The 24626-nt window shown below is 50.5% G+C and carries 22 protein-coding genes; 10 read left to right on the top strand and 12 right to left on the bottom strand.

The window, feature by feature from the left end:
* Positions 1 to 58: 58 nt before the first annotated feature.
* Together ACW9JV_RS03460 and ACW9JV_RS03465 are read left to right on the top strand one after the other, a co-directional pair.
* Positions 59 to 991, top strand: coding sequence for a carbohydrate ABC transporter permease (locus ACW9JV_RS03460; protein WP_457331380.1), 933 nt, complete (start codon positions 59 to 61; stop codon positions 989 to 991).
* Complete coding sequence (locus ACW9JV_RS03465; RefSeq protein WP_457331382.1) at positions 991 to 1812, top strand: carbohydrate ABC transporter permease; 822 nt, start codon at positions 991 to 993, stop codon at positions 1810 to 1812. Before ACW9JV_RS03460 ends, ACW9JV_RS03465 begins: the two co-directional genes overlap by 1 nt.
* Positions 1813 to 1858: 46 nt before the next feature.
* On the opposite strand, the gene ACW9JV_RS03470 is transcribed toward ACW9JV_RS03465, so the two are convergent.
* Complete coding sequence (locus ACW9JV_RS03470; protein WP_457331384.1) at positions 1859 to 2386, bottom strand: nitroreductase family protein; 528 nt, start codon at positions 2384 to 2386, stop codon at positions 1859 to 1861.
* A 103-nt stretch (positions 2387 to 2489) separates the two neighbouring features.
* Entirely contained in the window at positions 2490 to 3041 is a 552-nt protein-coding gene (locus tag ACW9JV_RS03475) for a GbsR/MarR family transcriptional regulator (protein ID WP_457331386.1), read from the bottom strand.
* A gap of 351 nt (positions 3042 to 3392) precedes the next feature.
* Between ACW9JV_RS03475 and ACW9JV_RS03480 the strand changes: the two genes are divergently transcribed.
* From ACW9JV_RS03480 to ACW9JV_RS03490, 3 genes are all read left to right on the top strand, one after another.
* Positions 3393 to 4592 (top strand): quaternary amine ABC transporter ATP-binding protein, encoded by a 1200-nt coding sequence (locus ACW9JV_RS03480; RefSeq protein WP_457331388.1) that lies wholly within the window; start codon positions 3393 to 3395, stop codon positions 4590 to 4592.
* On the top strand, positions 4585 to 5427 hold the full coding sequence (locus ACW9JV_RS03485) for an ABC transporter permease (protein ID WP_457331390.1): 843 nt from the start codon (positions 4585 to 4587) through the stop codon (positions 5425 to 5427). Before ACW9JV_RS03480 ends, ACW9JV_RS03485 begins: the two co-directional genes overlap by 8 nt.
* A gap of 94 nt (positions 5428 to 5521) precedes the next feature.
* Positions 5522 to 6529, top strand: a complete 1008-nt coding sequence (locus ACW9JV_RS03490) for a glycine betaine ABC transporter substrate-binding protein (protein ID WP_457331392.1) — start codon at positions 5522 to 5524, stop codon at positions 6527 to 6529.
* Between the two features lie 444 nt (positions 6530 to 6973).
* Here ACW9JV_RS03490 and moaD read toward each other — a convergent pair whose 3' ends face one another.
* From moaD to ACW9JV_RS03525, 7 genes are all read right to left on the bottom strand, one after another.
* Positions 6974 to 7207 (bottom strand): molybdopterin converting factor subunit 1, encoded by a 234-nt coding sequence (gene moaD, locus ACW9JV_RS03495; protein ID WP_457331394.1) that lies wholly within the window; start codon positions 7205 to 7207, stop codon positions 6974 to 6976.
* Complete coding sequence (locus ACW9JV_RS03500; protein ID WP_457331396.1) at positions 7200 to 7658, bottom strand: molybdenum cofactor biosynthesis protein MoaE; 459 nt, start codon at positions 7656 to 7658, stop codon at positions 7200 to 7202. The genes moaD and ACW9JV_RS03500 overlap by 8 nt, the downstream gene beginning before the upstream one ends.
* Positions 7645 to 8181 carry a molybdopterin-guanine dinucleotide biosynthesis protein B gene (mobB, locus tag ACW9JV_RS03505; RefSeq protein WP_457331398.1) on the bottom strand — a complete coding sequence of 179 codons (537 nt, stop codon included), beginning with the start codon at positions 8179 to 8181 and terminating at the stop codon, positions 7645 to 7647. The genes ACW9JV_RS03500 and mobB overlap by 14 nt, the downstream gene beginning before the upstream one ends.
* The gene (locus ACW9JV_RS03510; RefSeq protein WP_457331400.1) at positions 8145 to 9434 is read right to left on the bottom strand and encodes a molybdopterin molybdotransferase MoeA; all 1290 of its coding nucleotides are present in this window, start codon (positions 9432 to 9434) and stop codon (positions 8145 to 8147) included. The genes mobB and ACW9JV_RS03510 overlap by 37 nt, the downstream gene beginning before the upstream one ends.
* A complete protein-coding gene (locus tag ACW9JV_RS03515; RefSeq protein ID WP_457331402.1) occupies positions 9428 to 10483 on the bottom strand; it encodes a ThiF family adenylyltransferase in 1056 nt (351 codons plus the stop codon). Before ACW9JV_RS03515 ends, ACW9JV_RS03510 begins: the two co-directional genes overlap by 7 nt.
* Before the next feature lie 13 nt (positions 10484 to 10496).
* Positions 10497 to 11513, bottom strand: a complete 1017-nt coding sequence (moaA, locus tag ACW9JV_RS03520; protein WP_457331404.1) for a GTP 3',8-cyclase MoaA — start codon at positions 11511 to 11513, stop codon at positions 10497 to 10499.
* A 191-nt stretch (positions 11514 to 11704) separates the two neighbouring features.
* Entirely contained in the window at positions 11705 to 11944 is a 240-nt protein-coding gene (locus ACW9JV_RS03525) for a DUF362 domain-containing protein (RefSeq protein ID WP_457331406.1), read from the bottom strand.
* Positions 11945 to 12243: 299 nt separating this feature from the next.
* Between ACW9JV_RS03525 and ACW9JV_RS03530 the strand changes: the two genes are divergently transcribed.
* Positions 12244 to 14025: an SLC13 family permease gene (locus ACW9JV_RS03530; protein ID WP_457331408.1), complete on the top strand. Its 1782-nt coding sequence runs from the start codon at positions 12244 to 12246 to the stop codon at positions 14023 to 14025.
* A 154-nt stretch (positions 14026 to 14179) separates the two neighbouring features.
* On the opposite strand, the gene ACW9JV_RS03535 is transcribed toward ACW9JV_RS03530, so the two are convergent.
* Positions 14180 to 14608: a single-stranded DNA-binding protein gene (locus ACW9JV_RS03535; RefSeq protein ID WP_457331410.1), complete on the bottom strand. Its 429-nt coding sequence runs from the start codon at positions 14606 to 14608 to the stop codon at positions 14180 to 14182.
* A 535-nt stretch (positions 14609 to 15143) separates the two neighbouring features.
* On the opposite strand from ACW9JV_RS03535, the gene ACW9JV_RS03540 reads away from it, so the two are divergent.
* The 3 genes from ACW9JV_RS03540 (at position 15144) to ACW9JV_RS03550 (ending at position 19356) form a co-directional block, all read left to right on the top strand.
* Positions 15144 to 16079 (top strand): S-layer homology domain-containing protein, encoded by a 936-nt coding sequence (locus ACW9JV_RS03540; protein ID WP_457331412.1) that lies wholly within the window; start codon positions 15144 to 15146, stop codon positions 16077 to 16079.
* A gap of 30 nt (positions 16080 to 16109) precedes the next feature.
* Entirely contained in the window at positions 16110 to 16988 is an 879-nt protein-coding gene (gene galU, locus ACW9JV_RS03545) for a UTP--glucose-1-phosphate uridylyltransferase GalU (protein ID WP_457331414.1), read from the top strand.
* 145 nt (positions 16989 to 17133) lie between these two features.
* The gene (locus ACW9JV_RS03550; protein WP_457331416.1) at positions 17134 to 19356 is read left to right on the top strand and encodes an S-layer homology domain-containing protein; all 2223 of its coding nucleotides are present in this window, start codon (positions 17134 to 17136) and stop codon (positions 19354 to 19356) included.
* 228 nt (positions 19357 to 19584) lie between these two features.
* Here ACW9JV_RS03550 and ACW9JV_RS03555 read toward each other — a convergent pair whose 3' ends face one another.
* On the bottom strand, positions 19585 to 20508 hold the full coding sequence (locus ACW9JV_RS03555; protein ID WP_457331418.1) for an accessory Sec system S-layer assembly protein: 924 nt from the start codon (positions 20506 to 20508) through the stop codon (positions 19585 to 19587).
* Positions 20508 to 22877, bottom strand: coding sequence for an accessory Sec system translocase SecA2 (secA2, locus tag ACW9JV_RS03560; protein ID WP_457331420.1), 2370 nt, complete (start codon positions 22875 to 22877; stop codon positions 20508 to 20510). The genes ACW9JV_RS03555 and secA2 overlap by 1 nt, the downstream gene beginning before the upstream one ends.
* A gap of 165 nt (positions 22878 to 23042) precedes the next feature.
* Here secA2 and ACW9JV_RS03565 point away from each other — a divergent pair, with 165 nt between their 5' ends.
* Complete coding sequence (locus ACW9JV_RS03565) at positions 23043 to 24461, top strand: S-layer homology domain-containing protein (protein ID WP_457331422.1); 1419 nt, start codon at positions 23043 to 23045, stop codon at positions 24459 to 24461.
* Positions 24462 to 24626: the final 165 nt, after the last annotated feature.

A 24626-nucleotide genomic window follows, 5' to 3' on the forward strand; every position in this document is an offset into this window, starting at 1 on the left:
CAGCTCCCTTCCTTTAACGAAGAGAATGAAACCAGGATAGGATCGGGAGAGGATTGTAATGGCTGGAAAAACAGTGCACAAAAAACGCATCACGCGGGATCAATGGACAGCGGCGGTTTTTCTTACCCCGTCCCTGCTGTTGATTGCTGTGTTTGTCTACGGATTTATCAGCTGGACCGGGTATGTGTCGTTCAGTAACTGGAACTCATTGACCCCGGATTTTTCATTTGCCGGCTTATCAAACTATTTATATTTATTCAGTGATTTCCGCTTTCAGGCGGATCTTAGGAACACACTCTTTTTCACTTTCTTTTTTATCGGCATGGTTGTAGTTCTCGGAATGGGGATTGCGATGCTGCTTGATCAGAAACTGAAAGGTGAATCGATTTTCCGGAATATATTTCTGTTTCCGATGGCTCTGTCGTTTGTCGTAACCGGTGTCGTGTGGCAGTGGCTGCTGAATCCTTCTACGGGCTTCAACCAGTTTCTCGGGATTTTCGGCATACAGCCGTTATGGTATACCGATACGAATATTCTGGCTGGTTTTCAGTGGGGAGCGATTGAGTTCGGCCTGCCTGTGGCCATCCTTGCAGTCGTCATCGCAGCGGTATGGCAGATGACCGGTTTCTCGCTCGCTATGTATCTTGCCGGTCTCCGCGGCATACCGGAAGAGCTTCGGGAAGCAGCCAGGGTGGACGGCGCCAGCGAGGGCCAAATCTACCGTAAAGTCGTGATTCCGATGCTGATGCCGATTACGGTGAGTGTCGTTATCATCATGGCACACATTTCGCTGAAGATTTTCGACCTCGTCTACGCGATGACAGGGTCGGGGGCCAATTTTGTAACAGACGTTCCCGGCGTCTATATGTTTGAAACGACATTCCGGGGAAACTACTACGCCCAGGGCGCGGCGATTGCGATTATTATGCTGGTGATCGTGGCTGTCTTTATTGTGCCGTATCTCTGGTATAACCGGAAAGGGGTGAGCTGATGGCTGCCCGGCAATGGACGAATATTTTCAAATATGCGGTGCTGCTGGCTCTCGCCATTGTTTTTTTGTCTCCTGTATACGTCATTATCGTGACAAGTCTGAAGCCTCTGGAGGAAGTGTCCTTAAGCACGATGTGGGCACTGCCTAAGGGCATTGATTTCAGCAGCTACGGACGGGCGTTCACGGAGCTGGCCCCGAATGTGATGAACAGTTTTTATCTCGTGATACCGGCTACCCTGTTGTCAGCTCTGCTTGGTGCGATGAACGGCTATGTGCTGTCAAAATGGAAATTTAAAGGATCCGAACTGTTATTTACGTTGATGCTGTTCGGGATGTTTATTCCTTATCAAAGTATATTGATCCCGCTTATTCAGTTTCTGCGCAGCATTGAGCTGTACAACTCGATCTGGGGATTGATCCTTACCCACGTCGTATACGGTCTGCCGATCACGACGCTGATGTTCCGCAATTTTTACGCCAACATCCCGGATACGATGATAGAAGCGGCGAAAATGGACGGCGCCAGTTTTCTCGGGATTTTCCGGAGAATCATGATCCCGCTGTCGATTACCGGGTTCGTTGTTGTTGCCATCTGGCAGTTTACTAACATATGGAATGAATTTCTGTTCGCTGTCACCATTACCAACTCGGACAGTCAGCCGGTAATGGTTGCTCTGCAGAATTTATCCGGAAGTCAGATTGTTGAATGGAACGTACAGATGGCAGGGGCATTGCTCGCTGCAATGCCGACACTGCTTGTTTATATACTGCTCGGGAAGTATTTCGTGCGGGGACTGCTTGCCGGATCGGTAAAGGGTTGAAAAAACCGGCTTCTCTTTTATAAAAAGGGAAGCCGGTTTTTTGGTGTTACCTCTGAAACGTTTCGATATGGACAAGGCCGCTGTTTTCAGGAGGTGTTTTCGGGCCTGGATGGGAGGCGGGGTACCCAAAACCGAGAATCGCGGTGATGTGCCGGTCTTCCGGAATATCAAGGACATTCCGTACAACGTTCTCCCGTTTTTCTGTTTCATCGGCGTCCTGGGCGTGGTATATGGCACCGAACGCGCCGCCCAGACCGTGATTGACAGCGGTAAGCCATAAGAAGGCACAGGCTATCGAGGAATCCTGAAGCCAGTATTTGCTGATGTCCGGCCGGCCCGTCACGACAACGGCAGCATTTGCATTTTTTACCCAGGACACTGTGGCCGGCGTATCAGCCAGGCGTGCGAGTGTCTCTTTGTTCTGGATCATAATAAATTCGCGGGAAGGGAGGTTGTTGCCGGCAGGAGCAAGAACGGCGGCATTCCGTAGTTTCTGCATGACGTCTTCCGGTATGTCTTTGTCTTCAAAATCTGTGATTTCACGACGGTGCTGGATGATTTCATGTAACTGCACAAGGCTTCCTCCTTTATGTCGGAAATGCTGTGAACAGTCTAACATAATATGTATGTTAAATGCATGTTAAAAAACATAAAATAGGAGGGCGGTTTTTCCCCCTCTATTTTTTCGGCACCATATCAAAGATATCCCCGTTTTCAAAAAGGGTGATGACTTCATCCAGCCACCTGTAATAACGAAGAGCGTGCTCCAGTTTTTCCAGGTCGCGGGTGATCTGTGCCTTGAGCGCAGCATCTTCTGTTTTCTCTTCAAGCTGCTCCAGCTGTTCTTTGGCTTCCAGTGCAGCGTTGTGATTGTTGTCCGTCGCTTCGCGCCATCGGTTCACAAAGACAGAAGTGAAAGATTGATACCAGTCATCTTCCACGGTATAAAGATCCTTGCGCACCCCCTTCTCCCACACCCTAGTCAGCATGGAAGCTTCCGTGAGAAGACGTACCCCGGTACTCATACTGGTCTTGCTCATTTCGAGCGCTTCGCTCATTCCATCGAGTGTCATCGGCTGATCGGAAAACAATACAGTCCCGTATAATCTTCCATTCGTCTCCGTAATATCATATAATCCCATATTCTGTGCCATTACAGATATAAAACGGTGCCGGATATCCTGCAGCTCGTGCCAATCTGCCGCCGGCCGGCCCTTTTGTTCTGCCATCTTGGTTCCCCTTTCTCCTATCCAACCCCCGTCAAACTAAACATTCTATTGTTAAAGAAATCTTAACAGACTGCTTAAAAATGACAAAATTGCGCAACAAAGAGCAAAGTTGTCGATACAGCGAGACATTTGTAGAAACTCGGACATAAAATCTGTACAGTTTGTACTTTACGTTTTAAATGAAGTTCAGAAGAAGTAAATGGAGTTTGATACTTTTTCCCTAGTAGCGTATAGTAAATTAAGTCATTGTCATTTAAAAAATAACGACAAACTATTTCGGGTTATCATTGTATCTTTATGATGATGACGTACAGATACAATAGGTTATAACAAACAAAGAGGTGGAAAATAGTGCCCGTCATTAAAGTGGAAAACTTATCAAAAGTGTTTGGAAAGCACCCCGAGCGAGCACTAAAATTACTGGACGAAAAGAAGTCCAAGGACGAAATTTTAGAGCAGACCGGGAACACGGTCGGGGTGAACCGCGCATCGTTTGAAGTGGAAGAAGGCGAAGTATTTGTGATCATGGGCTTATCCGGAAGCGGAAAGTCCACCCTGGTCCGTCTGCTGAACCGTCTGATTGAACCGACGGAAGGCAACGTCTATGTGGAAGAAGAGAATCTTGCGACCATGGATAAAGAGGCTCTCCGCAAAATCCGGCGCGAAAAAATGAGCATGGTATTCCAGCGTTTCGCGCTGTTTCCTCACAGAAGTGTACTTTCGAACGCCGAATTCGGCCTTGAAATTCAGGGTGTGGATAAAGAAGAACGCCGTGAAAAAGCGGAAAAGGCGTTGGAACTGGTCGGTCTTGGAGGCTATATGAATCAGGCTCCCGGGCAGCTTTCCGGCGGAATGCAGCAGCGTGTAGGTCTGGCCCGCGCCCTTACGAATGACCCGCAGGTGCTGTTGATGGACGAAGCTTTCTCGGCTCTTGACCCGCTCATCCGTAAAGAAATGCAGGACGAGCTTCTCGATCTCCAGGAAACAATGAAAAAAACCATCATTTTCATCACGCACGACCTGGATGAAGCCCTCCGGATCGGAGATCGCATTGCCTTGATGAAAGACGGCTCCATCGTACAGATCGGCACGCCGGAAGACATTCTCGTCAACCCTGCCAACGATTACGTAGAGAAATTCGTGGAGGACGTCGACCGTTCGAAGGTCTTAACGGCGGAACATATTATGAAACGGCCGGAAACGATTGATATTGAAAAACACGGACCCCGGGTCGCGCTCGAGCGGATGCGTGAAGAAGGACTTTCGAGCATCTACGTTACCGACCGCAGACGTGCACTGAAAGGCTATGTTACGGCAGATGCTGCGTCGAAAGCGCGGAATGAGGATACCCGTGATATCAATGAAATACTCATTACAGAGGTGCCGACCGTCTCGAAAGATAAACCATTGAACGATATTTTTGAACAGATTTATGATTCACCGGTACCTATTGCCGTTGTAGAAGATGGAAAACTTCTCGGAGTGATTGTCCGGGGAGCAGTCATAGGAGCGCTTGCAGGAGAGAATGGAGTGACAACGGAAAATGCTTGACTTTATGGAAAACGTACCAGAAATACCATTAGCGGAATGGACAAGTAATACAACAGATTGGATTACGAATACGTTCTCCTTTCTGTTTGACCCGATTCAGAATCAATTCGGCACATTCATGGAATGGACGGCAGACCAGCTGGCTTCCATCCCGCCGGTCATTATCATTATTCTGGTTGTTATCGGCGCCTTTTTTGCGAGTGGCAAAAAATTCGGGCTGGCGTCATTTACCCTGATCGGTTTGCTCCTGATTTACAATCAGGTGTTATGGGAGCAGTTAATGTTTACTTTTACTCTTGTTCTTATTTCCAGCATATTATCGGTTATCATCGGCGTTCCTATCGGCATTTTAATGTCGAAAAGCAGAATTGCACAGGCCATTATCACCCCGATACTTGATTTCATGCAGACGATGCCGGCCTTTGTTTATCTGATACCGGCGGTTGCCTTTTTCAGTATCGGGATGGTTCCCGGCGTCTTTGCATCACTCGTCTTTGCGACACCGCCGACTGTCCGTTTTACGAACCTCGGTATCAGACAGGTGTCGCAGGAACTGATAGAAGCTTCCGAATCTTTTGGAAGTACCGGTTCACAGAAATTATTCAAAGTGGAAATGCCGATGGCAAAGCAGACCATCATGGCAGGCATCAACCAGACCGTCATGCTGGCGCTTTCGATGGTTGTTATTGCTTCCATGATCGGTGCGCCGGGACTGGGAAGAGACGTTCTGTCCTCCCTGCAGCGCGCTGAAGTCGGCACAGGTTTTGTTGCAGGTCTCGGGATCGTTATTCTTGCGATCATTATCGACCGCTTTACACAGAGCCTGAATAAATAATCTGAAGGTTTTTGGTATTCCATGACACAGGTGGCAGCTTTTCTTCACAGAAAAGTTAACCATATATAACATTTTTAAGGGGGAAATTTCAGTTATGTTGAAATTTAACTGGAAACGTCTAGGACTCGCTGCTGGATTATCTCTGACTCTAGTTGCTGCAGGCTGCGGCGGCGGAGAAGAAGAAGGATCCGGTGACACAGAAGGAGACAGCGGCGGAGAGGAAACGACAGAAGACAGCGGTTCCGGCGAAGAAAGCTCTGAAGAAGGCGGCAGCGGAGAAGAAGGTTCCGGAGATTCCGCCAACTACAGTGAAGAAATGGATTATACAATCACCGGTATTGAACCGGGAGCAGGTGTTGTAGGTGCTGCGGAAACAGCAGTAGAAGAATATGACAGTCTTGCCGGCTGGGAAGTGGAAACATCTTCCAGCGGTGCGATGGCAACAGCCCTCGGCCAAGCCATTGAAAATGAAGAACCGATTGCGGTTACAGGCTGGAGCCCTCACTGGAAATTTGAAAAATATGATCTGAAATATCTGGAAGATCCTCAAGGTGTCTTCGGTGAAGCAGAAGAAATCAAGACGATGGTCCGCCAGGGTCTTGAAGAAGACATGCCGAACGCTTACACGGTTCTGGATCAGTTCAAGTGGGAAGAATCCCAGATGAACAGCACAATGCTTGAAATCAACGAAGGTACTTCACCGGAAGATGCGGCTGCTTCTTTCGTAGAAGAAAACCAGGACATGGTTGATTCATGGACAGAAGGTGCTGAAGAAGTAGACGGCAAAAAAATTGAGCTTGTTTATGTAGAGTGGGACACAGAGGTTGCTTCGACTCACGTTGTCGGGGAAGTACTGTCCAACCTTGGCTTTGACGTTACACTGACGCCGCTTGACAATGCTGTAATGTGGCAGTCTGTTGCCGGCGGAGAGGCAGATGGCATGGTTGCTGCATGGCTCCCTGCTACCCACGAAGACCTTTATGCTGAGCATAAGGACAGCGTGGAAGATCTCGGTGCCAACCTTGAAGGTGCAAAAATCGGCCTGGTTGTTCCGGAATACATGGATGTAGACTCCATCGAAGATCTGCAGCCAGCTGAATAATAAGCACACAAAAACCGCCCGGAAATCGGGCGGTTTTTTTTGCGAGGAAGCATCGGATACTTTGACCCCGAGAGAAATCAGCAGGCACTTTTCCATTTGAAGTCTGGAATAGTGTCTGCAAAACGTTGTCTTGGGAAGACTATTTCATGCAAATTTGGAAATAGTGGTTTCGAGTGAATGGCTTGGAGCCACTAAGAACCCGTGACAGAGTCATAGTGTCCTTAAGAAACTATCTTGTGGATACTAAAGGCATTGTGCGGGCATCCAGTGTATCTATCCCCTCTCAATCAACATACTCTAAAATGTAATGCTTCGCCACGCTGCTTTTTTTCAGCATTTCGGCGGCTGCAGCACAAAAACCCGGACGATGTCGACCTATTGAAAGAGCATGGCAGACCATTGTCCGGGTTTTTATATATTATTTTGTCCCAGCTCCTTACCTGTTTACCCTCCGCTCACTGGAGGGATGAACGCTACGGTATCCCCTTCGGCCGTCACAGCGTCATCACTGGTGAATTCTTCATTCAACGCGCTCATCGTCCGCTCCAGTCCGGTAAGGTGGTATTCTGCGGCAAGCCACTCTTTCAGTTCCTTTATCGTGCTGCCTGCCTTTTCGGCCTCCAGATGTTCCCGGCCGAATTCTTCCTGAAGCCGTGCAAAAAAAAGAATCTTAATCATCGGAATCCGGTCCTCCTTTTGGATAAGCTGTCGTTTCAAGCTGGTCACCAACCCACGCGGTGCCGTCTTCCCAGTACTCTTTTTTCCAGATCGGCACGATTTCCTTGATGCGCTCTATCATATATTCGCTTGCTTCATAGGCAGAGCGGCGGTGCGGGGAGGAAACGGCGATAACGACAGCCGTGTCGGTAATTTTCAGTTCACCGGTGCGGTGGGTGGCCGCAGTTAAGATATCCGGCCATTTTTCCTCCGCTTCCCGTCCCACTGCTTCAAGCTGTTTGACAGCCATGCTGTGGTAAGCTTCGTATTTCAGTTTCAGCGTGCGCCGGCCGTTCGTCCACTCCCGGACGGTGCCGGAAAACGTAACCACAGCTCCTGCTTCCGGACGTTTCACTTTGGCTGCTACATCTTCGGCGTCAATCGGCTGTCCGGTAATTTCAAAAAGTCCCATCTTCGTCCAGCACCCCTGTCCTGTTCAGAATAAAATCAAGATAACGTTCCTCCCTGTCCGGAGGAAAATTCGGTATCTTCGTGTCCGGAACGATCTCCGATGGAGAAACAGTACATAAAATATTCGTGCATGTGCGAAGCAGAGATACGTCTTCCGTGTCCCGAAGCAGAACGACTTTTGGATGATGTTCCTGTTTGTACCCTTCCACCACGATCAGGTCCGGCTCAAACATCTGATAGAGTTCGATCAGGCCGGACAGCGGAAGAGCTGCATTGGCTTCGAGCTGGAACTGACCGCTGCCTGCAGCCCCCGAAAGAAACGCACCGGCTTCTTTATGACAGGTACTGTCTTTGCCGGCCGGAGCAGAAGACGCCAGATCCCCGCCATGTCCGTGATGTTTCAAAGCCGCCGTCTGAAGACCGATCTGTGAAGCGCGCCGGATCAGTTTACCCGTGACGGTTGTTTTCCCGCTGTTCTGAAAACCGACTACCTGTAGGACGGGACAATGTTTTCCCATGGCCATTCACTGCCTTCGTCTGTATGAAGTAATAAGACATCGACGTCCATCCCTTTTTCGTACCCTCTTGTACCGCCGGGAAGGACAATCAGGGCGGATGCTTCCGACAGGGAGGTGATGGAACCGGATTTATCAAGCCCGGCAGGATACGCACTCCAGCGCCCGCTTTCCTCTTTCAGCTCCGCTCTTACAAACCGCATAAACGGATTGGGTTTCGAAAAATCCGCTCCAAGTTCCGCTTTTATTTTTTTAAGGTGCGGGGTGCTGGATCCGAGAGCCTTCCTGATCACCGGCCGGACGAACAGTTCAAATCCGACATAACAGGCGGACGGATTGCCGGATAGTCCGTAAATCATCTGTGAACCAAGAGAAGCAGCGGTGGTGACGCTGCCCGGGCGCATGCCTACTTTGTTAAAAAGAACCTCAGCGCCGATGTCATGCAGAATGTCCGGAATATAATCGTAGTCTCCGACCGAGACCCCGCCGGTAGTAAGAAGAATATCCACCGACTGCAGGGCATCTTGTATAATGGTCAATGTTTGATTAAAATCGTCGGGAACGGTCCCGAACGAAACAGCTTCTCCGCCGGCCTGTTCCACCTGGGCCATGATCATATAGGCGTTGCTGTTCCGTATTTTTCCCGGCTGCAGCGGTTCCTGGATATCGAGCAATTCACTGCCGGTGGCAATCACACCGATGCGGGGTTTTTCGGCGGTGGGTACCTGTGCATAGCCGAAAGACGCAAGAACGGCCGTGATGCCGGGATGGATAACCGTACCGCGTGGAATCAGGGAGGTCCCTTTTTCTGTGTCTTCTCCCTGAAAGGAAATATTATCATGGGTCTGAAACGGTCGCTTCACTTCGATATATGTCCGGCCGCCGGATTCAAATTCACGAGCCAGTTCGAGCATGATGACCGCATCGCTGCCATCCGGAATCGGCGCTCCTGTCATGATCCGTAGGGCTTCTCCTCTCTGCAGGGACTGCTCAAACACCGAACCGGCCCCGATTTCGCCGACGACGTTCAATGAAACCGGATGGTCACGTGATGCTCCGGTTGTGTCTTCGGCACGTACAGCAAAGCCGTCGTACGGGGATTTATCAAAAGGAGGAATATCGTGGTCCGCTTCAATATCCTGAGCCAGGAAGCGTCCTGATGCTTCTTCCAGCGCGGTCCATTCGGTCCGCTGTTCCACTGTATAATCCATGATGGTGGAGACCGCTTCTGCGACGGGAAGCGGGGTTCTTTTTTCTACCATGTTTCCGGCTCCTTTGCGGGAGTATACACAGCTTCTCCCAGATAGTGATGGTAAATGGATGCTGCCTCTTCCCGGCTGCTGGTGCCGTGGATTAAAACGCGGCCGTCGGCGAACACAGCGAGTCTGAACGAGGGAAGCAGACAGGTAAGCACATGTTCATTTCGTTTGACCCGGCCGTGAGGCTGCAAATCCTGTTCAAGCCTTTCAAAATTGTAGGACACCGTGCGGCCCGGGTGAATATGTACCGTATTGTTTCCGCATAACGTGCGGATACGGGTTCTGTTATCCTGATGCAGCCAGGGGTGTTCCGGCCGGGCACCACAGGAGGGACAGTTCTCTTTTTTCATGGATGAGAAACCAAGCTCCTGCTGGGTTCCGTTCCAAAGATCAAACAGGATCAATTTTCTTCGGAGAGCCTGCCTGTTTCCTGTTAACAGTTTCATCACTTCTGCTGTCTGGAAGGAAGCCGTCATCTGCACGGCCGGGGCGATAATGCCGGAGGTGCTGCAGGTCATGGCGCCCTCCGGCATGCCCTGCATGAGACAGTGCAGGCATGGGGTTTCGCCGGGAAGGAACAAACAGCTCATTCCAAAGCTGCCCGCACTTGCCCCGAACACCCAGGGAATACGGTGCTTTTCCGCCGTGTCATTCAGGATAAAACGGATATCAAAATTATCGCTTCCGTCCACCATCACATCAGAGGTGCGGGCAAGCTTGTCAAGCTGCTCCGGACCGGCATCGAGGACATAGGAATGAATGATGGTCTCCCGGTTGATCTGCTGGAGCCGCTCTTTTGCGGCTTCCGCCTTCGGGGTTGATCCGTCGGCTTCCTTTTCGGTATAAAGGTTCTGGCGGTGAAGATTGGAAGGTTCGATGACATCCCGGTCGATCAGGGTGATTTCTCCCACGCCGGCGCGGACAAGCATTTCCGCACAGGCGCTGCCGAGCGCACCGCACCCCATGATGAAGACGTGCGAAGCCGATAGGCGTTTCTGGCCCTCTCTGCCGACAGGGGAAAACTGCTCCTGTCTCACGTAACGGTGTTCCATTCGTATCCCTCCTTTACCCTCCGATATAGGACATTTCGATTTTCCTGCGGTTCCGTACGGTTTCTTCCGTCCGTTCTTCGGAGTACCGGTCGCTGCGCTGCCGCCATATGGAAGCAAGGCGGTCTTCAAGTCCGGCCGGGTCGGGCTGATCCCCGACGAACGGCCGGAGATCGTGTCCGTTTTCCGCGAAAAGGCAGGTGTAGAGCCTGCCGTCAGCCGAAATACGGGCCCGGGTGCAGCTGGAACAGAACGTATCGGATACTGAGGAAATGAACCCTACTTCCGTATTGGTGCCGTCATAACGGTACCGGTTCGCCACTTCCCCGAAATAAGCTTCTTCGACAGGATGGAGGACAGACAGCTCCGTCAGTTTTTCGTAAATCTCCTTCTTGGTTACGACATCAGAAAAGTTCCAGCCGTTGCTCGTTCCGACATCCATATATTCAATAAAGCGGAGGGTGACTCCTTTTTCTTTGAAATAACGCGCCATGGGAAGGATATCCCCGTCATTGACCCCGCGCTGGACGACCATGTTCACTTTCACGCCGAGGCCGGCTTCCAGAGCGGCATCAATACCGTTCAACACGGCACGAGGCTTCATGTTGCGGCCGTTCATACTTTGGAAAATGGACTCGGTCACCGCATCAAGACTGATATTCACACGGTTCAGACCGGCTGCTTTCAGCGCTTCGGCGTGTTTAACAAGAAAAACACCGTTGGTGGTTAAAGCGGTATCCGTTATTCCCGGGAGCGGAGACAGTCTTTCAATTAAATGGGGGAGATCCGTGCGGAGAAGCGGCTCCCCGCCCGTTATTCTTAATTTTTCGACACCGAGCGTAATGAAGGAGCGGACGATGGTTTCGATGTCGTCAAAAGATAATAATTCCTTTTCGGTCATAAAAGGGTAGTCGTCCCCGAATATTTCTTTAGGCATGCAGTAAGTGCAGCGGAAATTACATCGGTCAATCACCGATATACGTAAATCCCGCAGGGGCCGGTTTCTCGTATCCGTTACAGGATGTCTTTCCATGCTATCTCTCCTACTGGGAAAATAAATGCACTCATGCTCATCATATGTTTTTATCATTTTAACATGTATGGCAGGACAAGACAGGATGGGGGAGCGTAAAAAAACATACAGTCTGGCAGAAAATCTTCCGGCACAAGCATAAAAGGGAACTGCCCCTTTTTGAGACAGTTCCCTTTTGTGCTGCTTTATTTTTATGTGGTGCCGTAAAACTGCTTCGCCTTTTCCAGAAAAGGTTCCGTTTCAGGCGTGAGTTCTGTATCTTCCACAATAGCTTCGACCGGACATACGACAATGCACGCGCCGCAGTCGATGCAGACGTCCGGATCGATGTAGTACTGATCCTGCCCTTCTTCAATACAGTCGACTGGACAAACGTCTACACAATCCCCGGACTTTTCGTCCTGGCATGGTTGAGTGATAACAAATGCCATACGTTCCACCTCCTTATAAAATAGCCCGTGTCCCGGCTGCAAATAGTGATTCTATTTTCCCCATTATATAACCTGAATAAGGATTGTTCAATCCGTCCGTACAGGCAGAGGGGGACGCGGGTGCTGACGTTTTGATGTTGGAAGGACGGACATGCTTTTTTGATAAGCACCGTCCCTTCTTCTCCATTTTAACAAATAATCTTTACAATTCCGACATGAAAGATATAATGTATGTATGAAGTTGATAAAACATATATAATTACTCAGGATTAAATAGTGTTGAAAAGGAGGAGAAAGCTGTGACATGGGAAATGGCAGTTGTAATGCTTGTTATCACGGTGATGATGGCACTGCTTGTCAAAGAAGCAGCTCCTCCCTCCTATATTTTACTCGGGGCACTCGGCGTCCTTCTTGTGACGGGAATTCTGACGCCGGCGGAAGCGGTGCGGGGGTTTTATAATGAAGGCATGCTCACGATAGGTCTTCTCTGTATTGTGGCGGGATCCGTACAGAAAACAGGGCTGGCCGAAAGATTTATAGAATATGTCATGAATAAAGGAAGCACCGCCCGCGGTTCACTGTTCCGCATTCTGGTGCCGTCTTCCGTTTTTTCGGCGTTTCTCAACAATACACCCATTGTCGCGGCTTTCACTCCTATTGTCAGACAGTGGTGTGAAAAACATGATACAGCGCCTTCGAAATTTCTGCTTCCGATTTCATATGCCACGATTGCCGGAGGTACGATGACGCTGATCGGAACATCCACCAACCTTGTTATCCACGGGATGCTTGTGGAGCAGGGCTATGGCGGCTTTTCTTTTTTTCAGCTTGCGGTCATCGGTGTGCCGGTCACGGTGGTGTTGATCCTGTTTATGACAACGGTTGGAATGAATATGCTTCCTGATCGTGTGCCTTCCATGCCTTACTACAGCGGGGACAGCGGGCAGAAGCGGTTTTCAGCGGAAATGATTGTCCAGAAAGGAGGCGCCTTTGAAGGAAAAACGCTCCGGCAGGCCGGTCTTTATCAGGAGAACGGTCTTCGTCTGACCGGCATCATCCGCGAAAAAAAGGTGGTGACGGACATTCGGCATGACTATGTTCTCAAAGAAGGAGACCGGCTCCTTCTCAGCGGCAGCCTGCATGATATCGCAGATCTCGAAAAAAGAGACGGCTTCCGGCTTGATACGGGGTCCTCCTATGAACTGGACGGCCTGCGGCGAGGGGAGAACCGGCTCCTGGAAGTGGTAGTGACCCACTATTCATCCATCTTGTTTAAGCAGGTGAAAGACATTTTATTTCCCCGGCAGTTCGATGCAGCGCTGCTTGGAGTACACCGGCACCGGGAAACACCTGCCGAACGGATGAAAGATGTGACGATCAAACCGGGGGACACCCTGCTTCTTCTGGCAGGTCCGGATTTTGAAAGAAAAACGGGATCGCGTAATGAGTTCACGGTGCTTCACGGCAGAGGAAACCCTTTTGAGAAACTGCCGTCGTGGAAAGCAATGCTGCCGGTCTTTCTGCTTGCAGCCATGGTGCTGTCTGCGGCGTCAGGGGTTATTTCCATCTTCGCAGCTGCATCTGCTGCAGTGTTTCTCGTGCTCCTTCTGAAGATTGTTCCGCCCGGGGAAGTGAAAGAGTATATTCCATTCCAGGTGCTGATTGTGATAGCCGCGGCTCTTGGTATCGGGGAAGCGATGCTGAAAACAGGGGCAGCCGCCTATCTGGCAGAAACATTGATGGCATGGACAGCTCCCTTCGGCCTCTTGGGCAGTTTTATTTTATTATACATCATCACGAATGTGTGTACCGAAATGATTACGAACAATGCGGCAGCGCTCATTATGCTTCCGGTTTCACTGGAAACGGCCCACCTGCTTGATACCGGGATCACCCCGTTTGCTGTTATCGTGGCTGTGGCAGCATCGGCGAGTTTTATGACACCGATCGGGTATCAAACCAATTTATTCGTGTACGGACAGGGTGGCTACCGTTTCGTTGATTTTCTGAAAACAGGGGCACCGGTCTCTCTGATCGTCATGAGTGTAACAATCAGTATCACCTGGCTGGTATGGGTGTGAGAAAAAAAGAAGGGAACATGTGCAGACGGGGACGAACGCGCAAATACCGCTGATCCAGGGGTAATCAGCGGTATGAAGAGGAGGGAGAGATAGAGGGATAAAACGGGAGAGGAAAGGATATCATCCCCTGCTTGGGCAGGACAAAATTCAGAAGTTATGTTGTTTCATGAAGGGTGGCAGCCTCAGCCGGTGTCATGGGAGACAGAGGCTTCTCCTCTGTGCCGGCTGTTGATGCGGGAGAAGAGCGGCGGGAGTCGGAAGAGCTGTTCAGTTTCAGAAACCGGACCTGATCCGCGTTGACTTCCACCATCTGTATCCGCTTCTGGTCTTTATTTTCATAGATTCTCGTATTGATTCTACCGTTCACGCCGACGAGCGCTCCTTTATGGCAGTAGATAGATGTATTTTCAGCCTGCTTCCGCCAAACGGTGACAGGAATAAAGTCAGCATCAAAGTCGCCCTGCATGTTTCGGAAAGACCGCTGCACTGCCAGGGTGAAATTGCAGACCGCGATGCCGTCTTTTGTATAGGTCAGCTCCGGATCACGGGTGAAGCGGCCGACCAGGGTTACTTGGTTAAACATAGCTTCCCTCCTTTGCAGTAGATTGTATCCATAGCGGAAGTAACGGTGTGGTATGGTGCAGCGTTCTCAGGAAAAAGTCTGGGATGGAGAATCCCAATTTGTGAAGAAATTAGGGGGCTTCCTGATAGGTGATAAAATAACTAGAACAACGGTCCTCCTTCCGTCCTAGAATAACTTAAATATACCAGATTTTAAGAAAAAATCCACAACAAGTATTCGACATATTCCGCGGCATAGCGCTTTTGTGGACAATTGATACGGCGAAATGTCTGCAATTTCTGAATACCAGACAAGAAATGACGCAGGGGCGTCAAAGATGGCAGGAAAATATGGATAAAGGACAACATAATCAATTTCCATGCTAAAATGTCTCCAATATACATATAGTAGACATTTTCAGCTGCGGTATATCCCGTAGAGGAGGAATGTCTCATTCAATATGAATGGTAGCCACGGCGGCAGAAGACACGGTATAATAAAACAGACGTAAACGTCAGGAGGTGGATGCAAGATCTGTAAACCATGGATGTCAAAGATGTGGACGGCCGGGCTGATGATGGCAGCGGCTTGTTTTCTGTACATAATAACACCGGCAGGCGCCGCCGGATTCACGGACGTGGATCATGATTACTGGGCGGCTGAAGAGATCCAGTGGGCCGAGCAGGAAGGCCTGATCAATGGATATGATGACGGCTCCTTTCATCCGGGGGACGAAATGACGGAAGCCCAGTTTTCTGTCATACTGACAAGGCACTTTGATATGGAAACAGACGAACCCGGGGAATTGCAGCATTGGGCGCAGCCTGTTTATATGACATTATCTGAGCACCGGATGAGAATGGCAGGACTCCGTGAAAATGCAGTGAAAAATCGGGCTGTCACCCGGGGAACGATCGCGCGGGTGATCGCGCATTCCCAGGCACAAGATCCGGGCCTCCAGGACGCCGTAGCCTGGATGTTTGAAGAGGATCTGACAACGGGGCGCCAGGACGGAGAAACGCAGACAGAGCGCTTTGATGTGAACGGAAAACTTACCAGAGCCCAGGCCGCGGTATTCTTCAAGCGGCTTCATGACAATGGATATACGGTCTGGAAAGCAGAGGAACTGCTCGATCTTACCTCCGCCGGCTCCAATGAGTACACCGAGATGGTCCGCCCGCTCTACGAAGAAGCGGGAGTGACCCTGTACGCCCGGAATGAAAACAGCTTCGGCACCGCCGACCAGGAATTTTATCATCTATTCCAGGCCTATCAGGGAGAAAGGCGGGAATTTGCGGTGGCGAGGACATCAGAGCGGAATTTTGAGTTAGCCGCCGAGGCGGCGGAAGCTCTTGGCGCTCCGGAAAGTTCGACAGCCATTCTGGAAGGGGTGACAGCTGCCGATGAAAGCGGAGACCGCCAATCCGTTGGAGGAGTGGACATTGTTCCGCGTCCAAGCGATGTATTTCTGCTTTGGGATGAGCAGCAGTAAAAACAGGACATAGAACGGAGAGTGACGCGAGTGAAAGTAAGAAAAGCCATTATTCCGGCAGCGGGTCTTGGCACCCGGTTTCTGCCGGCAACAAAGGCACAGCCGAAAGAGATGCTTCCGATTGTGGACAAGCCGACCATTCAATATATTGTCGAAGAGGCCATGTCTTCCGGGATTGAGGATATCATTATTGTCAGCGGCCGCGGCAAACGCGCCATTGAAGACCATTTTGATAAATCGTATGAACTGGAAGAAACACTCGCCCAGAAGGAAAAATGGTCGCAGCTGGAGGAAGTCCAGGAGATTTCCAATATGGCCAATATCCATTACATCCGCCAGAAAGAACCAAAAGGGCTTGGGCATGCAATAGCGTGCGCCAGCCGGTTTGTCGGAAATGAACCGTTTGCGGTGCTGCTCGGGGATGACATTGTCAAATCCGAGACCCCGTGTCTGAAACAGTTAATCGATGCATACGAGGCCCATGAGTCTTCCGTTGTCGGTGTGCAGCAGGTGCCGGATGAAGACGTATCTAAATACGGCATCGTGACACCGAAAGGAGAGGAAGGGGAAGACGGTGTTCTTCATCTGGCGGATTTAAAAGAAAAACCAGCGCTGGAAGAAGCACCTTCCAATTATGCGATTATGGGACGCTACGTGCTCCGCCCTGAAATCTTTGATATCCTGCATCAGCTGGAACCGGGATCCGGCAACGAAATACAGCTGACCGATGCGATCAAGCAGTTAAATCAGGATCAGGATGTGCTGGCTTACCAATTCGGCGGTATTCGTTATGACGTCGGAGACAAGTTCGGTTTTGTGAAAGCTACCATCGATTTTGCGCTCGGCCGTCAGGATCTGAATGAACCGGTTCACGCTTATCTTGAACAGGTTCTGGATCATAAACGGTAATATGCAGAACCGTGCCGGAACAGGCACGGTTCTTTTTTCCTAACTTACAGGCATCGGATTGACACGTTTCGGCAATTGGAATAATCTACAATTAGTGTGAATGTCATAGCTTCATAGAATAAGATACAGGAGAGGATCCTACATAATGAAAATGCGAAAGTATATCCAGCGGGGAATGGTGTCCGTGGTTTCGGGTGCGCTTTTTTTTACGGCGGCCCAGGGAGCGGGGGCATCTTCTTTTCAAGTCGGCCCCGGGGTAACGTATGAAAGCGACGATGGCGCAGGCGCGGATATTCTGCAGGTGCATCTGAATGAAGAATACAGCAAACTTGATGTGAACGTACCGGAACCGCTCGATCAGCTCCGTACCACATCCCAGCAGGCGAGAAATGCGACAAGGGATGGAAATCGTGTCGTAGGTGCAGTCAATGCTTCATTTTTTGATATGGGGTCCGGTTCCACGCAGCTGCCTTTCAGTATTATTACAAAAGAAAATGAGATTATCAGTTTCGGAAGAATCTCTGATTCCAGGGAACATTACCGCAGTGAACCGATTGTATTCGGGGAAAAAAGCAATGGAAAAGCGGCAGTCGGTCAGTATAATGCCGAAGTTTCGGCAAAGGTGAACGGCTCTTCTGTCACGGTGGATAACATTAACACGGAGCGTCGTGACAATGAAGCGGTACTGTTTACGTCCTCTTATATCAATGACCGCACCGGAACCAATCAGTACGGGATGGAGATTATTGTGGAATCAGCGTCCGGCAGTCCGGGAAGCTTTTCATTCGGGGATGAAATCAGCGGTGAAGTGACAGCCATACGCCCTTACAGTGAAGCAGGGAATGCCCCGATCCCGGAAAACGGATTCGTGTTATCCGCCCGCGGGAACCGCTATGATCAGCTGCAGGATGTAAGCGTCGGGGATAACCTGACGGTGAGTGCTTCGATCAACGATAAGTGGAAAGATGCCTCTTTCATTCTCGGCAGCGGTCCGCAGCTTGTCCGAAACGGGGAAGTAGCCATTACGATGGATTCCGACAGCTGGCGCTACACATCCAAAACGGCACGTACAGCCGTCGGGGTGGATGAAACCGGCGAAAACGTCTATATGGTAACGATGGATAATGCCAACATCCGGGACATTGCAAGATACATGCGTGACATCGGGGCGGATCGTGCCCTGAATTTTGACGGAGGCGGTTCCTCGACAATGGTAGCGCGGCAGCATGGAGATGAATATGCGGACGTGATGAACAACCTTGCAGGAGGCAGCGAACGGGCTGTTTCCTCCACGCTGCAGGCTGTCAGCACCGCTCCTTTGTCGGACCTGGACAAGCTGCTGCTGTCCAGAGAGGACGGGGTACTGCTGACCGGATATGAGATGCAGGTATCTACGATGTACGGCATGGACGAGTATTTTAACCCGGTCAACGTGAATCCTGACAATATCAGCTGGAGTGTCAACAGCAATGCCGGCAGTATGGAAGGCATGACCTTTACAGCTGAACAGGCCGGCGAAGGCAGAATTCAGGCGTCTTTCAACGGAGAACAGGTGGGTTCCACCGGCGTGACGGTAACCGATACGTTTGATTCCTGGAATCTGTCTCATTCGGAAGTAAACCTGGAAACCGGGGAAACGGTCGATCTTTCCGCCAATCCTGCGCTTGCGGACGGTCAGACTCTATTGTTTGATGCCGGCCGGATCAATTGGAGTGTAGAAGGAGATGCAGGGACGATCGACAGCAGCGGTACCTTTACCGCAGCCGGAGAGAGTGCTTCCGGTACGATTACGGTGGAACTTGCCGGAAACAAGAAAGAGATTCCGGTGGAAGTGAATGAGCCTGCTTCTTTCCATGATGTCCCGCGTGATTACTGGGCGGCAGCAAGCATTGAATATCTCGCCGGACGGGATATCGTCAACGGGTATGATGATGGTACGTATCGTCCCGGTAAACAGCTGAAACGGTCGCAGACAGCCAGCATGCTTGTCCGTGCCTTTGATCTGGACCGTGGAGACCGTCCGGATCCCGGGTTTTCGGATACACCAAGTGATTTTCATGCGATAGAGGACATTGCCGCCGTGGCCGATGAAGGGTTGATGACCGGCAGCGGCGACGAGTTCCGTCCGAACGGACAGCTGACCCGGGCGCAGATGGCGGTTATTCTTGTTCGTGCCTTTGATCTGGAAGAACGAGAGGCCGACAGCTCCTTTGATGATGTCGATGAAGATTACTGGGCCCAGGGTGCTATTGAGACGCTGGCTTCCTATGAAGTGGCCCGCGGCAGCGACGGCAGCTTCCGGCCCGGCGAAGCAGTCACAAGAGCCCAGTTCGCTGTCTTTATGGAACGAGCACTGGAAGATTTATAATACAGTACAAAAAAGCTTTCTCCTTTACATCTGGAGAAAGCTTTTTTGATAGATTCGATAATAGGAAGAATCGATAGATAAAAATGGAGAATCAATGCAGAAACACCTGAATCGATGGATAAATGCAGAGAATCGATGCAGAAATCACACGATCACCGCAGAATCGATACAAAAACACAGGAACTCGATCTAAAAAGAACCGGAGGATGCGTCCTCCGGTTCTGCTCATTAATGGGCGGCGTTTTTCTGGATCGGATAGGCCTTCCAGCTGCTCAAATCAATGTCGTCTTCCAGCACCATGCTGCTTGGGAAAATAAAGGTCCATGGTTTGCTTGTGTTGGCTTTCACGCCGAAATCATTCATCGTGAAACCGCCTTTGGCTGCCACTGTTCCGTTGGCATCTTCGACCTGAAGCGGAATCTGTTCAAGGGTGATGTTTTTGGTGCTGCCATTACGGATGAGAAGCGTCACATGCAGATCGCCGTTATCCTTCTGGACGGCTTTCAGCCCCATGAAATTCACTTCCCCGGGTTTTGGTGGATCAAGCCGTTCCACCATGTCCTGCAGTTCGTGTTTGTCTTTTTCGGCCAGCGACTGTTCCCAGCTGTTCTGCAGATCAAGGCTGTGCTTGCGGGAGGATGGTTTCAGCTGAAACGCAACCTTCCATCCCTCCGACGGGACATCCGAAGTGAACAGATCCTGCTCCGTAAACGTAATGTTCCACGGCCGGCTGCTCCGCGGCGGGATGTCCCCGGCTTCTTCGAGATCCATCGTTTTGCGGCCGAGCACCTGATCGGAACTGTCCAGAAGCACCAGTGTCGTTTCATGAAGCTTGATCGTTTTATTCAGGCTGCTTCGGATGAAAGCCGTTATCTGGACCGATTCATCTTCTTCGTTCTGCTGGAGGCTGATTCCCGACAGCGAGATCTGATTCGGTTCAAGCGCCGGGCACTCCATATTCAGAAACTGAAAGGAATACTGGTCTTCTTTAGATACATTCCAATCCGGATGGAAAGACAGCTCCGTATCGATATGTTTTTCCCGGGTTTGTTCATCACTGGTCTCATTCAATAATTCTTCGGAGGAAACGGTGGATTCGGTTCCTTCCATTTTCGGTTTGCCGTCACGTTTTTTGCGAAAAAAAGGGAGCATTATTTTTTCACCTCTTCCGGTAGGACTAACGGGCGGATCAGCTTCGATAAATGGACGGAGGCGTCCTGTTCAATTAAATCATACATCCGCGAAAACAGCTCATAGCCTTCTCTTGTGTAAACCCGCATTGGATCTTCCTGTCCGTAGCTGCGCAGCCCGATACCTTCTTTCAGGCGCGTCATTTCTTCCAGGTGGCTGAGCCAGTGCCGGTCAATGTTGGTCAGCATCACTTTGCGGGCCTGGTTCTGGACACCGTTGCGGCCGCGGAGCGCCTCCACTTCTTCGAGATAGGCATCCGTCTTTTCTTCGACGAGATCCATAATATTTTTCTGGTTTTCCGCTTTTTTCGGAAGCCGGATCCCCGGTGTGACAATGATGCGGTTCAGTCTTGTCTCAAGATCCCGCAAATTCCATTCCTCCGGCACATATTCATCACCGCAGTACGACTCGACCAGCTTTTTAGTGCTGGATTTAACCATGTTCATCCAGGACTGCAGCGGATCTTCGCTCTCGAGAATCTGGTTGCGGAGCGTATAGATCACGTTGCGCTGCTCATTGGCGATATCATCGAGTTTTAATGTGAATTCACGAAGGGAAGCATTGGCGTTTTCGCACATTTCCTGGGCCCGGTTGACGATCGTATGGGCCTCGTCATTCAGCACGACGCCGTTTTCGTCGGTTTTCAGGTTTTCTTTCATTTCTTCGATATCTTCTTCGCCGAAACGAAGCAGCATTTCGTCCTCAAGAGAAATGTACATCTGCGTTTCACCGGGATCGCCCTGCCGTCCGGAACGGCCCTTCAGCTGATTGTCGATCCGTCTGTTTTCGTGGCGTTCCGTCCCGAGCACAAAGAGGCCGCCGGCTTCGGCTGCCCCTTCGCCGAGCATAATGTCGGTCCCGCGGCCGGCCATGTTGGTGGCGATAGTGACCTGGCCTTTCTGCCCGGCAAGAGAGATCAGTTTGACTTCCCGTTCGACGCTTTTAGCGTTGAGAAGCTCATACGGCACTTTCCACTCGTCAAGATAGCGTGCCATCGTTTCGGACTGGATGATGGACGTTGTACCAATCAGAACGGGCTGTCCTCTCTCATGACGCTTGGCCACTTCTCTGGCGACTTCCCGGTATTTGTCTTCGGCTGTCGCAAATATGAGATCGTCCCGGTCTTCCCGGATTCTCGGTTTGTTGGTCGGAATCTGGATAACGTCCATGCCGTACAGGCTGCGGAACTCTTCTTCTTCCGTTTTCGCCGTTCCGGTCATTCCGCAGAGCGTTGGATACATGCGGAAATAGTTCTGTACGGTAATCTGGGCCTGGGTTTTGTTCTCTTCGGTGATCTCAAGCCCTTCCTTGGCTTCAAGCGCCTGGTGGAGGCCGTCGCTGAACGTCCGGCCTTCCATGATACGGCCGGTGTACATGTCGATCAGCTTGATTTCGCCTTCTTTCACGATATAATCGACATCGCGCTTGAACATGACACGGGCGCGCAGCGCCTGCAGCACAAAATGATAGAGCGTATGGTGTTCCAGGTCATACAGATTGTCGACACCGAATGCGCGCTCTACTTTTGTAATGCCGGAGTCTGTTAAGCTGACAGAACGTGTGATGGGATCAAACAGGTAGTCTTTTTCCGGATCGAAACTGCGGGACATCTTGGCACAGATCTGATAAAGTCCAGGATTGACTTCTGTTTTCCCGGCGATAATCATCGGCGTTTTCGCTTCGTCGACGAGAACACTGTCGATTTCGTCAATAATCGCGAAGTGATACGGGCGCTGCACCTTTTCAACCGTGCTCTGCACCATGTTGTCTTTCAGGTAGTCAAATCCGAATTCATTGCTGACCCCGTATGTAATATCTGCTTCGTAGGCTTTCCGTTTTTCGTCTTTGGCGAGTTTCGGCACATTCAGACCGACGGTAAGCCCGAGAAATTCATGCACCTGACCAATAAGCTCGCTGTCGCGGCGGGCCAGGTATTCGTTGACGGTAATGACGTGAACCCCTTTTCCTTCGAGCGCCCGCAGGTAACTCGGGAGCGAAGCCACGATCGTTTTCCCTTCGCCGGTTGCCATTTCCGCAATATCCCCGTCATTCAACGTGAGACCGCCGAGAATCTGCACGTCAAAATGACGCAGGCCGATAATCCGGCGCGAGGCTTCACGGACGACGGCAAAAGCTTCCTCTCTGATGGACGAAAGTTTCTCCCCTTTGTCGAGACGATTCCGGAATTCGCCGGTTTTTGCCTGCAGCTGTTCATCGCTCAGTTTTTCGATGTCAGGTTCGAGCTTGTTTATCCGTTCAACGATTTTATTATATTTTTTCAACCTTCGTTGTTGTTCGTCTCCGATAATCTTTTTCAGGGAAGCTATCATGCAGCGCTCTCTCCTTATATTATTCCTGCCTTCTGGAAAGTCACCCACACAGTATATCATTAAACCCCCGACTATTTCATTACTTCTTCCGTAGGAAAAAATAAATTGGAAGATTCAGGTTTTTCTATTACAATAGAAGATAGATACATAGAAAGGGGAGGACTCATGAAAACATGGATGACAGGCCTCGTTCTGGCAGGAAGTATCACAGTTGCAGGAACGGCAGCCGCGGCAGACAATGAAACACAGGCATTGTCCTTTAAGGAAAAAAAGGAGCTGCTCACCGAAGCTGCACTCGAGCATGATATACCTCCTGAAATCGTAAAGGCGATCGCCTATGAAGAAACCGGCATGCGGCAGTTTGATGAAAACGGAGACCCCGTCATGAATGAAAACGAGGACGGCGGGATCGGCCTGATGCAGGTAACGCTGGATGAGAACGATCTGGAAAACCGTGGCGTGGACCGTGAAAGGCTCGAAAACGATACAGCGTACAATATTGAAATCGGGGTGGACCTGCTGGACGAAAAATGGAGCTGGTCCGGATCCATTCTTCCGAAGGTGAATGATGGGAGTAAGTCGGTGCTTGAAAACTGGTATTTTGCGGTGCTTGCCTACAACGGACTAGACCGCCGCAATGATCCGGCAGAAGCAGATGACACCTATCAGGAAGAAGTCTTCGACGTTATCGAAAACAACAGTCTTCTCGGCAGCAGTACGTTGGAGCTGCCGGAATGGGAAGCATTCTATGAAGATGGAGAAGACCGGATCCGTTTCGAGGAAATGAATGTGCAGACAGCGGTAACAACGCCTTCCACGCAGATGTACGGGGAAGGTACAGCTATTTACACTTACGGGCAGGAATCGGGCTTTCAGGTGAATTTCCGGGAAGGACCTTCCACGGACTCGAGAACCGTCGGAAATATTTCCCTCTATACGCCGCTGCAGGTGGAAGGAGCGGCGGCGCATGATAACAGTCCGGTGAACCATTTTGTATATTACCCTGTCTATTACGCGGATATTCATGGGTATATGGCAAGCGCGTATGCCCGAAAAGGAGAAGTGACCAACTTCTATGATGTCAGAGGGGAGACGTTAACGGAAGCTGTCGGTTACTTGGAAGTACGCGGTATTTTAAGTGGTTATCCCGGCGGAGAGTTCCGGCCGAATGAATCGATTCTGCGCAGGCACGCCGCCTCCATGATGGTGGATGCGCTTGAGCTGGAGGCGCCGGAAGATTACGCTCTTCAGGCCTCGGATATGGAAGAGGAGGACCGCGGCTATGACGCGATGAGGATTCTCGAATATCACGGGATCATGACAGGCAGCGGCGGAAACATCCGTCCGAACGAACACATGACGAGAGCGCAGACCGCTTCGATTCTGGCTGCCGGATTGGAAGATACCCTGCGTGAGCCGGCAGATTCCCACCAGTTTGAAGATATCGGGGAGGACTTCTGGAACTATGAGGCGATCAACACCCTCTATCATAACGGAATCACAACCGTCGAAGCCTTCCGGCCGAATGAAGAACTGAAACGTTCCCAGTTTGCCCTGTTTTTAAAAGCAGCGCTGGAGAAATAAAAAACGGGGGAGAGGCCCGGCTTAAATAGTAAAAACGCTCCCGTTTATCCCAAGGATATGCCGGGAGCGTTTTGTTCTGTTCCGTACCTTTTTTGTAGAAACAAAGCAGAGGCTCTTTGTATGGCAGGATAAGCCGACTTGAGGATACTATGGTATGGAAACAAT

It is taken from the genome of Salibacterium sp. K-3 (assembly GCF_054052005.1).